At 73.0% G+C, this 13,561-nt stretch carries 14 protein-coding genes; 7 read left to right on the top strand and 7 right to left on the bottom strand.

Features of this window, described 5'->3' with window-relative positions; translation table 11 throughout:
- The 3 genes from DEJ32_RS11805 to DEJ32_RS11795 are packed head-to-tail and all read right to left on the bottom strand — an operon-like array spanning position 1 to position 3,586.
- Positions 1 to 462, bottom strand: a complete 462-nt coding sequence (locus tag DEJ32_RS11805; RefSeq protein WP_110890119.1) for a ribose-5-phosphate isomerase — start codon at positions 460 to 462, stop codon at positions 1 to 3.
- A complete protein-coding gene (locus tag DEJ32_RS11800; RefSeq protein WP_110901411.1) occupies positions 459 to 2,231 on the bottom strand; it encodes a dihydroxyacetone kinase family protein in 1,773 nt (590 codons plus the stop codon). Before DEJ32_RS11800 ends, DEJ32_RS11805 begins: the two co-directional genes overlap by 4 nt.
- Positions 2,232 to 2,281: 50 nt before the next feature.
- On the bottom strand, positions 2,282 to 3,586 hold the full coding sequence (locus tag DEJ32_RS11795) for an RbtT/DalT/CsbX family MFS transporter (RefSeq protein ID WP_110901410.1): 1,305 nt from the start codon (positions 3,584 to 3,586) through the stop codon (positions 2,282 to 2,284).
- Positions 3,587 to 3,635: 49 nt separating this feature from the next.
- On the opposite strand from DEJ32_RS11795, the gene DEJ32_RS11790 reads away from it, so the two are divergent.
- Positions 3,636 to 4,496: a GolD/DthD family dehydrogenase gene (locus DEJ32_RS11790; protein ID WP_110901409.1), complete on the top strand. Its 861-nt coding sequence runs from the start codon at positions 3,636 to 3,638 to the stop codon at positions 4,494 to 4,496.
- A 73-nt stretch (positions 4,497 to 4,569) separates the two neighbouring features.
- Positions 4,570 to 5,580, top strand: a complete 1,011-nt coding sequence (locus DEJ32_RS11785) for a sugar-binding transcriptional regulator (RefSeq protein WP_110901468.1) — start codon at positions 4,570 to 4,572, stop codon at positions 5,578 to 5,580.
- A gap of 25 nt (positions 5,581 to 5,605) precedes the next feature.
- Here the strand turns inward: DEJ32_RS11785 and DEJ32_RS11780 are convergent, their stop codons facing one another.
- From DEJ32_RS11780 to DEJ32_RS11770, 3 genes are read right to left on the bottom strand one after another with little or no spacing between them, the layout of a single operon-like run.
- Complete coding sequence (locus DEJ32_RS11780; protein ID WP_110901408.1) at positions 5,606 to 6,130, bottom strand: DinB family protein; 525 nt, start codon at positions 6,128 to 6,130, stop codon at positions 5,606 to 5,608.
- 59 nt (positions 6,131 to 6,189) lie between these two features.
- A complete protein-coding gene (locus tag DEJ32_RS11775; protein WP_110901407.1) occupies positions 6,190 to 6,654 on the bottom strand; it encodes a GTP-binding protein in 465 nt (154 codons plus the stop codon).
- Positions 6,605 to 7,219, bottom strand: a complete 615-nt coding sequence (locus tag DEJ32_RS11770; RefSeq protein WP_110901406.1) for a hypothetical protein — start codon at positions 7,217 to 7,219, stop codon at positions 6,605 to 6,607. The genes DEJ32_RS11775 and DEJ32_RS11770 overlap by 50 nt, the downstream gene beginning before the upstream one ends.
- A 44-nt stretch (positions 7,220 to 7,263) precedes the next feature.
- Between DEJ32_RS11770 and ykgO the strand changes: the two genes are divergently transcribed.
- Both ykgO and DEJ32_RS11760 read left to right on the top strand, forming a co-directional pair.
- Entirely contained in the window at positions 7,264 to 7,386 is a 123-nt protein-coding gene (gene ykgO, locus DEJ32_RS11765) for a type B 50S ribosomal protein L36 (RefSeq protein ID WP_056224971.1), read from the top strand.
- A gap of 28 nt (positions 7,387 to 7,414) precedes the next feature.
- The gene (locus DEJ32_RS11760) at positions 7,415 to 8,071 is read left to right on the top strand and encodes a histidine phosphatase family protein (protein WP_110901405.1); all 657 of its coding nucleotides are present in this window, start codon (positions 7,415 to 7,417) and stop codon (positions 8,069 to 8,071) included.
- Positions 8,072 to 8,253: 182 nt separating this feature from the next.
- Here DEJ32_RS11760 and DEJ32_RS11755 read toward each other — a convergent pair whose 3' ends face one another.
- Complete coding sequence (locus DEJ32_RS11755) at positions 8,254 to 9,996, bottom strand: glycerol-3-phosphate dehydrogenase/oxidase (RefSeq protein WP_181420665.1); 1,743 nt, start codon at positions 9,994 to 9,996, stop codon at positions 8,254 to 8,256.
- 193 nt (positions 9,997 to 10,189) lie between these two features.
- Between DEJ32_RS11755 and DEJ32_RS11750 the strand changes: the two genes are divergently transcribed.
- From DEJ32_RS11750 to ald, 3 genes are all read left to right on the top strand, one after another.
- Positions 10,190 to 11,152, top strand: a complete 963-nt coding sequence (locus tag DEJ32_RS11750) for a sugar-binding transcriptional regulator (RefSeq protein ID WP_110890112.1) — start codon at positions 10,190 to 10,192, stop codon at positions 11,150 to 11,152.
- Between the two features lie 79 nt (positions 11,153 to 11,231).
- Entirely contained in the window at positions 11,232 to 12,233 is a 1,002-nt protein-coding gene (locus DEJ32_RS16625) for an AraC family transcriptional regulator (protein ID WP_110901403.1), read from the top strand.
- A gap of 251 nt (positions 12,234 to 12,484) precedes the next feature.
- Positions 12,485 to 13,561, top strand: a 1,077-nt coding sequence (gene ald, locus DEJ32_RS11740) for an alanine dehydrogenase (protein WP_110901467.1), incomplete at its 3' end; no start/stop codon positions are given.

Below are 13,561 nucleotides of genomic sequence, written 5' to 3'. Positions count from 1 at the left end.
TCATCCGGCGGACTGCTCGTACGACCGGATCGCGTCGACCTTCCCGGCGCTCGCCGATGCCGGGTCGAAGGTGTACCCGAGCCACTCGCGCACCAGGCGGCGGGCGAGCTCGGTGCCGATCACCCGCTGCCCGAGGCAGAGGACCTGCGCGTCGTTCGACAGCACCGACCGCTCGACGCTGAACGGGTCGTGCGCGGTCACCGCCCGGATGCCGGGGACCTTGTTCGCGCTGATCGCCACCCCGAGTCCGGTGCCGCAGACGAGCAGCGCCCGGTCGGCGGACCCGGCGGCGACGAGCCGCGCGGCCTCGACGGCGACGTGGGGGTAGGCCGTGTGGCCGTCGGCGTCGACACCCACGTCGACGACGTCCACGACCCGGGGATCGGCCATGAGGTCGGCGCGCAGTACCTCCTTGAGTGTGAAACCGGCGTCGTCCGACCCGATCGCCATGCGGAACGTCATGCGTGCACTCCTCCAGTGGTGGTGGTGATGGTGGTGTTCGTGGTGTCACGTCGGGCGGTGAGGACCTCGCCGACGCGGGTGAGGACCATGCCCATCGAGACGGCTCCGGCGTCCGGGGTGCCGACGCTCTTCGCGGCGAGCGGCCGGGCTCGTCCCACACGTGGCGACAGCGCCGCGGTGGCGGTCGCCTCGAGCCGGGCGACCTCGGCGGCAGCGGTCCAGGCCTCCGGCAGCGGCACGCCGGAGCGCACCGCCGCGTCGAGGGCGTCGACGAACGGAAGCAGGGCGTCGAGCCTTGTCTTGTCGCCACGCCGCGCCCGTCCGAGCTGGACGACCGCGTCGGCGAAGGCCCGGGCCGCGTCGACCACGAGCGACGCGGTGACCTCGTCGGCGTCGTCGCCGATCGCGGCGCCGAACGCCTCGAGGGCCGCGCCCCAGAGCACGCCCGAGGTCCCGCCGGCCTCTGCCGCCCAGGCCTCGCCGGCGCGTCCGAGCAGGAACGCGACGCCGGCGGTCGCGTCCGTGCCGTCCACCGCCCGCCGGGCCGCACCGATGCCCTTCACCATCCCGCGTCCGTGGTCGCCGTCCCCGGCGACGGCGTCGATGTGGCCGAGTTCGTGCTCCTGCTCGCGGAGCAGCCGTTCCGTCGCCGCGACGACCACGCGCACGGTGTCGGCGGCCTGCCGGGAGGCCCGGCTCGCGTCCGGCACGACCGTCGCGTCCGCAGCGCACTCGGTCCCGGCGGCTGCGGGGACGAGTGCGGCGAGGGGCGCTGCCACCTTGCGGTAGGCGGGCGCGTAGGCGTCGGCACGCCAGAGTCGCTCGAGGTCGTCGTCGAGCCACTGCAGGGTGAGCGAGCACCCGCCCATGTCCAGGCTCGTCACGAGTTCGCCGACCTCGGGCTCGACGACCGCGAGGCCGGCCTGCTCGAGGAGCGGCGCGATCCGTCCCCAGAGCACGAACAGCTCCTCGTACTTGGTGTCGCCGAGGCCGTTGAGGACCGGGGCGACCCGGCCACCGGCGGGGGCGTCGGCCGGACGCTCGGCGAGCAACCGGTCCACGAGCAGGTGCGCGAGCTGGCGGGCCGGCACGAGCGGGACGTCGCGGATGCCCGGCTCCCCGTGGATACCGAGGCCGAGGCCCAGGTGACCGTCCGGCACCGTGAACAGCGGCTCGTCGGCCCCGGGCAGCGTGCAGCCCGAGAAGGCGACGCCGATCGTCCGCGTTCGGTCGTTCGCACGCCGGCCGACCCGTTCGACCTCGTCCAGCGAGGCCCCGGCGGCCGCCGCGGCGCCCATGGCCTTGACGACCGCGAAGTCGCCCGCGATGCCCCGTCGTCGGTCGACCTCGTCCGCCGAGGCGACGTCGTCGGTGACCACCACGATCCGCGTGTCGACACCGGCAGCGCGGAGTCGTTCGGCGGCGATCCCGAAGTTCATCGTGTCGCCGGCGTAGTTCCCGAAGCACAGGACGACGCCGCGGCCCTGGTCGGCGGCCCTGGCCACGGAGTACACCTGGGCGGCGGACGGTGACGTGAAGACGTTCCCGACGACCGCGCCGGTCGCGAGCCCGGGGCCGACCAGACCGCTGAAGGCGGGGTAGTGGCCGGAGCCGCCTCCGACGACGACGGCGACCTGCGGGTCGGTGTCGGCGGTCGGCAGCGTCACGACGCCGCCGGTCACCCCGCGGACGCGGTCGGCGTACAGGGCGAGCCAACCGGCGAGTTGGTCCTCGGCGAACTCGTCGGGGTCGTCGCAGATCGTGGTCATGTGCGGTCCTCCTCGGGGGACGGGTGGGTGGGAAGGGACGGGGACATCGGTCAGTGGGCCTCGTCGTGCTGCGGGACGTGGAGTCGGCCGACCATGAGGAAGGCGCAGGCGTAGAGCCCCACGAACGTCCAGGTGACGGCGGCACCGCCCCCGCCGAGCGCGAGGACGACGGCCACCACCCCGGTGCCGAGGAACGCGGCACCGCCGGCCGCGGTCGTGTACATCGCCATGGCCGCACCCCGGTGCTGCGGTTCGAGCGCCGGCATGATCGCACCCATCGGGACGAACCCCGCGAGCGAGCACCCGAAGACGCACCCGGCGACGACGGCGGCGACGTACCCCCAGTGGGAGCCGGCGGGGACGAGTTGCGGGACGTACCACCAGGCGAGCAGCCCGACCGCGGACCCGACGACGCCGAACCAGCGGACCGTGCGGACCCATCCGATGCGGTCGCCGACCCAGCCGAACAGGGCGTTCACGAGGATGTTCGTCGCGTACACGCACACGGTCATGAGGAGCCAGCGCTGCTGCCCCCAGCCGCGCTCGTCGGCGATGACGGCCGGCAGGACGACGAACATGCCGAACTCCGGTGCGGTGTTGACGAGTCGGACGAGGAACCCCATGAGCACGCGCGGCCGTGTCGCGGTCAGGCGGATCCCGCTCGTGACGACCCGCCAGGGGCTCTCGCCGGCGGGGGCGATCCGCTGCGTGCCGCTCGGCAGCCGGACACCGAAGCGCGCGAGCGCCCACCCGGCGACGACGAGGGCGATCGAGGCGGTCATCGCTCCGGTCTCGCCGACGACCCCGCCGCCGAGGGCCGGGATGGTCCCGAGGGCGAACAACGAGCCGAGCGTGGGCAGGCCGCCGGTGAAGGCGACGTAGAACCACCCGACCGCCGCACCACGGCGTTCGACGGGCGCGGTGACGTTCACCCAGACCAGGAACGCGAACGCGGCGAGCGGGTGCCCGAGTCCACGGAGCGTGTAGGCCACCGCGGTGAGCGGGACGCTGCCGAGGTGGAGGGCGCCGAGGAACAGGACCTCGAACACAACCCAGACGACGACGCCGACGGTCATCACGGGGCGTGGGCCGACCAGGTCGGCGAGCGCGCCGGACAGGTAGCTGCCGATGAGGGTCGCGAGGCTCGCACCGGTGACGATCGTCGCGACCGTGGCCGGAGGGCTGCCGAGCACGGCGACCATGTGCGGGGTGACGAAGTTCGACTCGACGCCGACCCCGGTCATCATCACCAGGACGCCGAGGAAGCCGAGGGCGAGGGGGCGGGGGATCCCGAGTCGGTCGAGGCGGCCGGGGGCGGGAGCGGTGCGCAGGAGTGGGGGCGTCGTCGTCGACATGGGCTCTCTCGAATCGCAGTGGTATCTGACATCGGGTATGTTACCCGTCATGTCCGCGTTCCAGAACCACCACCCGTCCACCGGTCCCGCGTCGGCCCCGGCAGCGCTGCCGGACGACGACGACCTCGCCGCGCTGCTGCGGCCCGGTCCGGCCCACCTCGACCACACGAACCCGTTCACCGGCCGCGTCGCGGTCGTCACCGGTGGCGCGTCCGGCATCGGCAACGCGGTCGCACGCGCCCTCGCCGGCCGCGGTGCGCGGGTCGCCGTCCTCGACGTCCGCGCCGACGCGTCGTCCTCGGCTGCGTCCGAGCTGCCCGGGGACGGGCATCTCGGCATCGGGTGCGACGTCACGGACCAGGCCTCGGTGGACACGGCCGTCGCCGAGGTCCTCGCCGGCGCCGGGCGCGTCGAGGTCCTGGTGAACTGCGCGGGCATCGTCGCCCTGGCCCCCGCCGAGGACCTCGGGCCCGACGCCTGGGCGCGGACGCTCGACGTGAACCTCACCGGCACGCACCGCGTGACGCAGGCGGTCGGACGGCACATGCTCACCGCGGGGTACGGACGGGTCGTGACCATCGCGTCCCAGGCTGCGCACGTCGGGATCGACGGGCACGCCGCATACTGCGCGTCGAAGGCCGGTCTGCTCGGGCTGACCCGCGTGCTCGCCCTCGAGTGGGGGCGCCGCGGCGTCACCGTCAACACGGTGTCGCCGACGGTCGTGCTCACCGCCCTGGGTCGGTCCGCGTGGGCGAACGAGGCGGGCCTGCGCCACCAGGACGAGATCCCGACCGGACGGTTCGCGACGCCCGACGAGGTCGCGGCGGCGGTGCTCTTCCTCGCCGGCGGGTCGGCCGCGATGGTGAACGGCGCCGACCTCCGCGTCGACGGTGGCTTCACCATTCGGTAGGACGGTCGGCGCTACGATCGCGGTGTCGTCCCGGCACCCGGCCGACGGCACCACCCCGGGAGGCCCGCGCTCGATGTCCGGAACGAGTCCGTCCGACCCCGCACCCGCCAGCGGTCCGCCGACGGAGGGCGGTGTCCCCGCCGGCGACGGTCCCCGCTCCCGGTTCCCGCTCGACACGGTGTACCAGGCGGCCCGGATGTACTACCTCGAGGACGCGACGCAGAACGAGATCGCCGCCCGCCTGGGCGTCTCCCGCCCGACCGTCAGCCGCCTGGTGTCCGAGGCCCGCCGCGCCGGGCTCGTCCGGATCGAGGTCGTCGACCCGTTCCAGGACGAGACCGCCGTCCTGGCCGAGCGGTTGCGGGTCGTGCTCGGTCTGCAGGCCGTGTACCTCGCGGCCGTGACGCACACGGCGACCCTCGGCGTCGACCTCGCCGAGCCCGTCGCCGCAGCGGTCGAGGCCATGCACCTCGCCCCGGGGGACGCGGTCCTGGTGTCCTCCGGCAGCACGGTGCACGCCATCGCGCACGGCGTCGTGCCCCCGATGCCGGGCGTGCAGCTCGTCCCGACCGTCGGTGGTCAGGCCGACCCGAACCAGTGGTTCCAGACGAACGAGATCACCCGGGCGGCCGCTGAGCGGTCGGGGGCGATCCCGACCTTCCTGTTCGCGCAGGCGCTCCCGTCCGAACCGCTCCGGGCCTCCCTGGACGAGGACCCGGCCTTCCAGCACGTCGTCGGTCTCTGGGAGCGTGCGACGGGCGCGGTCCTCGGCATCGGCGCGCCGGTCGCGACCCGCGACGCGATGGCCAGGGGCCTGCCCGTGGACGACGCGGTCTTCGACCGGGCGACCGGGGACGTGTGCCTGAACTTCACCGGCCCCGACGGCGAGGCGATCGAGTTCCCCGGCAGCGAGCGGATGGTCCGGACCTCGCGGGAGGTCCTGGCCGCGGTGCCGCACGCGGTCGGCGTGGCCGTCGGTGCCGTGAAGGTGCCGAGCATCATCAGCGCCGTGCGTGGCCGGCTCGTCAACGAGCTGGTCACCGACGCGGCGACGGCGCGGGCACTGCTCGACGCGCTCGCCTGACGCCCGGCCGCCAGGCCCGGACCGCTCAGCGCGACCGGCGGACGTCCCACAGGTGGTGCACCGGGTCGTGCGCGTAGTAGACGGCGAGCGTCGCGACCGTGAAGACGCTGCCGTCCGAGCGGCGCCCGGTCCGGGCGAGCTGGTGGTCGGGCACCCCGCCGAAGGCCGACACGGCGCGGTCGGCGGCGGCGAGGAGCTCCCGGGTGACGGTGGCCGGGTCCTGTTCGGCGTAGCGGTCCGCGACGGCGGTGGCGTCCTGGTCCCAGTTCGGGAACAGCGGGTCCTCCTCGGCGAGCATCAGCTCGAGGCGCTCCGTCATCTTCCGGTGCACGTCACGGACGTGGGCGCCGTACTCGAGCGGTGACCACGTCGACTCGTCCGGGCGCTCCCGCACGTCCGGGCGGCGGAGCTGCTCGGGCCAGCCGTCCGTGTTCCCGTCGATGACCGCGGGCACGTCCCGGAACGTCACCGCGCTGCCGTCGAAGCCACAGTCCGGGCACGCCGCCTCGATGACCCAGGTCCAGTTCTTCGTGTCCGGTTCGATCGCCACGGCCAGACGGTAGCAGTCGCGGACGGCTCGGTGTCGGGTCGGTCGCGGGGACCGTGCCGTCAGTCGCGGTCGAGGACGGGCCACACCGGGAAGGGGTCGGCCCAGGCGCGCCACAGGTCCGGCCCGGCGAGCAGCTCGTCCGGGGTGATGAGCGCTCCGTCGAGCGCCCGCGTGACCCGGTCCGCGTCCAGGTCCTCGCCGACGAACCAGAGCGACTGGCCGATCGGGGCGTCCTCGTCCCAGGACGGGTTCGCGGTCGGATCGAGCGCGAGCATCGCCCCGACGCTCGACCAGGAGCCGACGTGGTCGGGCCGGGACGCCAGCCGGAAGAACCCGCGGGAGCGCAGGACCCGTCCGTCCGGCCCGGCCGCGAGGTCGTGCTCCACGACGTCGGCGAGTCGGGACGGGTGGAAGGGCAGCGGGTCCCGGTAGCACAGGGCGGTGAGCCCGTCCGCGGACTGCCGGTGGGCGTCGTCAGCCCCGGTCGACAGGGCCCGCATCCACCCGGCGCTCCCGGCGAGCATGCGGGCCGCGCCGCCGTTCGACGTCGGGAGGTCGTCGGCGCTGCGGACCCGCTCGTCGGCGAGGACCACGGCGGACGGCGCGCAGCGGTGCAGGAGGGCGACGAGGGCTCGACGCCGTGCCGTGGGCAGGCGGTCGATGCGGTCGAGCACGATGACGGTCGAGCACGATGACGGTCGCGTACTCGACCAGGGCCGCGAGGCGCTCGCCGGCGACGAACGCGTCGTCGGCGCCGGACCAGAACAGGTGCTCGACCTCGTCGGCGCGGAGGACGGACACCACGTGCCGGAGCACCCGGTCGTCGCCCGTCTCGGCCCGGGCCGCGTTCGCGAGCATCATGCCCACGGCCCGAGCGTCACCGCCGACGGGCAGGGTGACGACGAGCGCGTGCCGGGCGCCGGGCCCGCAGACGTCGGCGAGGCGCCCGGCCCGGTCCGCGACGGCCCGTGTCGCGGCCATCGCGCTGCCGGCGGCGTGCAGCCGGTGCCCGTCGGACAGCCGTGCGGCGATGCGTGCGGCGTCGACGTCGTGGAGGGCGGAGACGAGGGTGATCGGGACTGCGGGCATGTGCAGTACGGTACATGAAAACCGTTCTCATCAAGGAGGTCCACGTGAAGGTCCGCAACTCGCTCAAGGCGCTCAAGAAGATCCCCGGCTCGCAGGTCGTGCGGCGGCGCGGGCGCGTGTACGTCATCAACAAGAAGGACCCGCGCTGGAACACCCGTCAGGGCTAGTGGGGGAGTCGCTCCGTAGGGTGAGGGGATGCGACTCCTGCTCGTCCGACACGGACAGACCCCCGCGAACGTGACCGGCCTGCTCGACGCAGAGGTGCCCGGACCCGGCCTGACCGAGCTCGGACAGGAGCAGGCCGACGCGCTCCCCGCCGCGCTGGGGGACCGGGGCATCGAGCGCCTGTTCACCTCGACGATGGTCCGGACGCAGATCACCGCGGCCCCGCTCGCGCGTGCGCTCGACCTCGCACCCGTGGTGCTGCCGGGCCTCCGGGAGATCGAGGCCGGCGACCTGCAGGGCAGACGGGACACGGTCGCCGTCCAGAGCTACCTCGCGGCCGTGTACGCCTGGGCTGCCGGTGACCGCGACGAGCACCTGCCCGGCGCGGAGGACGGCCACGCGTTCTTCGCGCGGTACGACGACGCCGTGCGGCAGATCGAGGAGACCGGGGCGGACGTCGTCGCGGCGTTCAGCCACGGTGCCGCGATCCGGATCTGGGCCGCGGTCACGGCGCAGAACGTGCCGGACGACCTCGGGCGGAACCGGCACCTCGAGAACACCGGCGTCGTGGAGCTCGAGGGCTCGACCGCCGACGGGTGGCGCCTCGTGGACTGGGCGGGCGAGCCCGTCGGCGGCGACGACCTCGCCGACCTCGGTGCGCAGGACCCGACCGGCGAGCGCTTCTGACGACACCGACGGCGCGACGCCGCCGGGACCGCAGAACGCCGCACCGGCGGCGGAACGCCGCAGCATCCGGCGGCGTCTCGGCGCATCCGGGGCGTCTCGCATCGGGCAGGTGGCGGGGTGGACGAACGGGAGGCACGGTGCCAGCTGGCACCGTGCCTCCCGTTCGTCGTGCGTCGCGTGGACTACGCGAGCTGCGACGCGGACGTCAGCGGCACGATGACGCGGTGCGACTCGCGCAGGACGTCGAGCGTGCGCTGGACCTCGTCGGCGCGCTCCTCGGCCGTCCAGTCGAGCGACTCGGCCATGACGTCGGCGAGCTCGTCGAGCAGATCGATCGTGACACCACCGACGAACGCGAGGTTCGTGCGGCGGAGGACGACGTCGACCAGGTGCACGGCCTGCTCGTGCTCGGCGAAGTACCGGACCTCGGCACGGGTCAGCGTGCCGTCCGACTCGAGCGGCTCGACCGGACCGGTGACCAGCGCATCGACGACCTCGGCGGCACGGGTGCCGTAGCGGTCGAGCAGGCGGTCGACGGTCTCGGACGCGAGGCCGTCACGGTGCGACTTGATCCACAGGGCACGCTGGCCGTCGGTGGTCGGGAAGTCCTTGCCACCACCGATCGGCATGCCGGTCGTGTCGACCGTGCGGGCGACGCCGAGCTTCTTCGTGACGTCGGTCGACAGGTGCGCGGCCAGGGCCCGGAAGGTCGTCCACTTGCCGCCCACGAGCGACAGCACGGTCGTGTCCGGCAGGCCGGCGATCGGGGTGTCGACGATCCGGTAGTCGCGGGACACGAACCCGGGGGCGGTGTCCTCGTGGCGGGGGAGCGGTCGGATGCCCGAGTAGCTGTAGACGATGTGGTCGCGCGTGACCTCGATCTGCGGGAAGACGTGCTTCACGAGCCCGAAGAAGTAGTCGATCTCCTCGTCGGTGGTGACGACCGGCTGCGACGGGTCGGCGTCGATGTCGGTCGTGCCGATGAGGACCCGGCCCTTGAGCGGGTAGATGAGGACGATGCGGCCGTCGTTGTTCTCGAAGAACAGCTCGCGGCCCTTCGTCGCCTCGAGCAGCTCGGGGTTGTCGACGACGATGTGGGAGCCCTTCGTGCCGCCCATGTACTTCGTGCCACCACCGAACGCCTCGTTCGTCAGGTCCGTCCAGGGACCGGACGCGTTCACGACGACGTCCGCGGTGAACACGAACTCCTCGCCGGTCTCGCGGTCACGGAGCAGGACGCCGCCGTCACGGCTGCCGACGGCCTCGACGTAGTTCGTCGCACGGGCGGTCGCGTCCGTGCCGGTGCCGGTGCTCGCGGCGAGCCCGTCCTTCAGGACGTCGAGCGCCAGGCGCTCCGGCTCGTGCACCGAGGCGTCGTAGTACGTGCCCGTGTACTTGAGGTCGCGGTTGAGGGCCGGCATGTCCTCGAGCGCCGCCTTCTTCGTGCGGAAGACGTGCTTCGGGACCGAACCGCCGTCGCGCGAGAAGGAGTCGTAGATCGTCATGCCGATCTTGATGAGCATCGCGCCGCGCTCCTTCGTGGAGCGCTGCTTGTGCGTGAGCATGCGCAGCGGGGCGTTCATGATGCCGGAGAACGTCGAGAAGACCGGCATGGTCGTCTGCAGCGGCTTGACGTAGTGCGGGGCGATGCGGATGAGGCCGTTGCGCTCCTGCACGCTCTCGCGCACCAGACGGAACTCGCCGTTCTCGAGGTAGCGGATGCCGCCGTGGATCATGTGGCTCGACGCGGCGGACGCGCCCGAGCCGTAGTCGCTGCGCTCGACGAGGGCGACGTCGACGCCCTGCAGTGCGAGGTCGCGGAAGGTGGCGATGCCGTTGATCCCGCCACCGACGATGAGGACCTGTGCGTTCGGGCGTCCGGTGAGGGCGGTGACCGTGTTCCTGGGCTGCGTCTTCTTCGACATGGTCGTTCGCATCGCTTTCTGGGGTCGATTCCGTTGGTACTCCATCGATCGTGCGCTCGTCGGAACGTGTGGGCAACCTCCGTGCACGGACGTGCAGAACGCTTGTCGCGCCTCCTGTCCGGGCCGCCGGACGGCGGACGGGAGGCCCGGACGGGGTTGCAGCGGGCGTGCACGTCCGTGCATGCTCGGAGCCATGAGCGACGCCGCCCAGCCCGTGCGCACCCAGCAGGCCCTGCGGGCTGCGCACCTCTACTACCTGCAGGACCTCACGATGGACGCCATCGCCGACGAGCTCGGCACGTCCCGGTCGTCGGTGTCCCGCCTGCTCAAGTACGCCCGTGACACCGGGCTCGTCGACATCCAGATCCGCTCACCGCTCGACCAGGCGGCCGCGCTGAGCCGGAGCATCCGGGCGCGCTTCGGCGTGCACGCACACGTCGTGCCGGTCCCGGACCACACGAGCGACGTCGACCGGTTGGAGCGGGTGGCCCTGTCCGCCGCCCGGATCCTGACGCAGTACATCGAGTCGAACATGGTCATCGGCATCTCGTGGGGTTCGACGGTCAGCGCCGTGAGCCGCTACCTCGTGCCGAAGACCACGCACGGGTCGACCGTCGTGCAGGTGAACGGCGCCGCGAACACCCGCACGACGGGCATCGTCTACGCGTCGGAGATCCTCCGGCGGTTCGGCGAGGCCTACGGCGCACTCGTGCAGCAGTTCCCCGTGCCGGCGTTCTTCGACGACCCCGCCACGAAGGCCGCGCTGTTCCGCGAGCGCTCGATCCGACGCGTGCTCGACCTGCACGAGCGGATGGACCTGGTCGTGTTCGGGGTCGGCGCTCCGCAGGCCCCGGTGCCGTCGCACGTGTACTCCGGCGGGTACCTCGACCCGGCGGACCAGGACGAGTTGCGACAGGCCGGCGTCGTCGGCGACGTGTCCACCGTGTTCTACCGCGCGGACGGGTCGTGGAAGGACATCGGGGTGAACGCCCGGGCCGGTGCGCCCGACCTCGACACGGTCAAGCGGGCGCCGCGCCGGATCTGCGTCGTCGCCGGGCGGGGGAAGGCCGCGTCGCTGCGCGGCGCCCTGGCCGCGGGGCTCGTGACGGACCTCATCCTCGACGAGAGCGTCGGTCAGGCGATCCTGCAGAGCTGACCGGACGGGAGGCGCGTGGCCCCGGCTCTGGGGGAGGCCCGTCGAGTCCGATGTCGGAGGTGTCGCGTACGGTCGGAGCATGGTGCTCACTCCCGATGCCGGTCCCGCTCCGTCCGCTCCGCCCGTCGGCGTCGAGCGTGCCGACACCCGGTCGTACCGGCGGTTGGCAGGCACGGACATCGACCAGGCGATGGCGTTCTTCACCTCCGACTACGACCTGAAGGCCCCCGCGATCCGGCGGACGCACGCGGACACGGCGTGGGACTTCGCCGGTGTCACCGATGAACGGATCTCCCTGCGGACCTCCCGCTTCGGCGTCGACCTGCGCAGTCAGAGCCAGTCCGACGACTTCATCGTCGCGTGGCTCCGCAGCGGGAGCAGCACCATCACGTTCAACGGCCGCTCCGTGGACCTCGAGCCCGGCGTCCCGGTGATCCTGCCGTCGGAGCCGTACGACCTGCACCACCGCGACATCGGTCTCAACCTCGTGCACCTCGACCGCTCGTTCGTCACGAGCCTGGTCGGCGACGACACGTTCTCGTTCGAGCCCCTCGAGCGGCCGGCCGCCGACGGCATGGGGGTCTGGCGCGACACGGTCCGACGGCTCTCGTCGACGTGGCTGCAGGTGGACTCCCCGATGACCGCCACCGTCCGCCGGGACGTCGCCGAGGCCTTCGCGAGCGCGGCGCTCCGGGCGTTCCCGCGCCGCAGCACGTGGCGTGCCGCCGTGACCGGGTCCGGACCGGAGCACCAGCGGCTGCGGCGTGCGCTCGACTACGTGCAGGCGCACGCCCGTGAGCCCATCGGCACGCCGGAGATCGCCGCGGCGGCCGGCCTCAGCCCGCGCGGGTTGCAGCAGTCGCTCCGGCGACACCTGGACCAGACGCCCGGTGAGCTGCTGCGGTCCGTCCGGCTCGACGGCGCGCTCGACGAGCTGCGACGGGCGGAGCGGGACGAGACCTCGGTCGCGGACATCGCCCGTGGGTGGGGCTTCGGCCACCTCGGTCGGTTCTCGGCCGCGTACCGGTCCCGGTTCAGCGAGCTGCCGAGCGACACCTTGCGGACCCGGTCGCGACGCTGAGGGCGGACCCGGTCGCGCCGCTGAGGGCGGACCCGGTCGCCGACGGCTGACTCGTCGCCGTCAGCCGAGGTGCTGCGTCGGTCCGGGGGAGTGACCAGATCGTTCGGTGGGAGCGCTCCCGACCTGCGTGATGCCGAACTCCGCGGAACGGAACGGCCGGTGAGCGGGTGATCCTTCGGTGCGCGAGCGCTCGCGGCGAACGTGCGGCTGGATGGGCGGTGTCCGAGCACCTGCCCACGAAGGAGTCCGTCATGCGCATCGGCGTCCCCACCGAGACCAAGAACAACGAGTTCCGCGTAGCCGCGACCCCGGCCGGCGTCGCCGAGCTGACGATGCACGGGCACGAGGTGCTCGTGCAGTCCGGTGCCGGGACGGGTTCGGCGTTCTCCGACGACGAGTACGCCGCCGCCGGCGCGGTGAACGTGCCGGACGCCGGGTCGGCCTGGGACGCCGAGATGGTGCTCAAGGTCAAGGAGCCCGTGGCCGCCGAGTACCCGCTCCTGCGTGCGGGTCAGGTCCTCTTCACGTACCTGCACCTCGCCGCTGACCGCCCGCTGACCGCGGCGCTGGTCGAGTCGGGCACCACCGCGATCGCGTACGAGACCGTGCAGCTCCCCGACCGGTCGCTGCCGCTCCTGTCGCCGATGTCGGAGATCGCCGGACGGTTGTCCGCCCAGGTCGGCGCCCACCACCTCATGCGTGCGAACGGCGGCCGCGGGCTCCTCCTCGGGGGTGTCCCCGGCACGCCGAAGGGGCGGGTCGTGGTGATCGGCGGTGGTGTCGCGGGCGAGCACGCCGCGACGATCGCGCTCGGGATGGGTGCCGAGGTGACGGTCTTCGACATCAGCCTGCCGCGCCTCCGAGCCCTCGACGCGCGGTTCGACGGCCGGGTGACGACCCTCCGGTCGAGCCCGCTCGCGATCGCGCACGCCGTCGCCGAGGCGGACCTGGTGATCGGGTCCGTCCTCATCCCCGGGGCGTCGGCTCCGAAGCTCGTGACGGACGCGATGGTCGCCGACATGCGCGCCGGGTCCGTCCTCGTCGACATCGCGATCGACCAGGGCGGGTGCTTCGAGGGGTCGCGGCCGACCACTCACGACGACCCGACGTTCGCCGTGCACGACGCCGTCTACTACTGCGTGGCGAACATGCCGGGCGCGGTCCCGCGGACGAGCACCATCGCGCTGACGAACGCGACGCTCCCGTACGCCGTGGCGATCGCGGACCAGGGGTGGGAGCGTGCGCTGGAGTCCGACCCGGCACTCGCCGCCGGGCTCAACGTGCACGACCTGTCTCTTATACACATCTCCGAGCCCACGAGACATCTC

Source organism: Curtobacterium sp. MCPF17_046 (assembly GCF_003224295.1).
Taxonomy (GTDB): domain Bacteria; phylum Actinomycetota; class Actinomycetes; order Actinomycetales; family Microbacteriaceae; genus Curtobacterium.
This window is presented reverse-complemented; position numbering and strand designations above follow the sequence as displayed.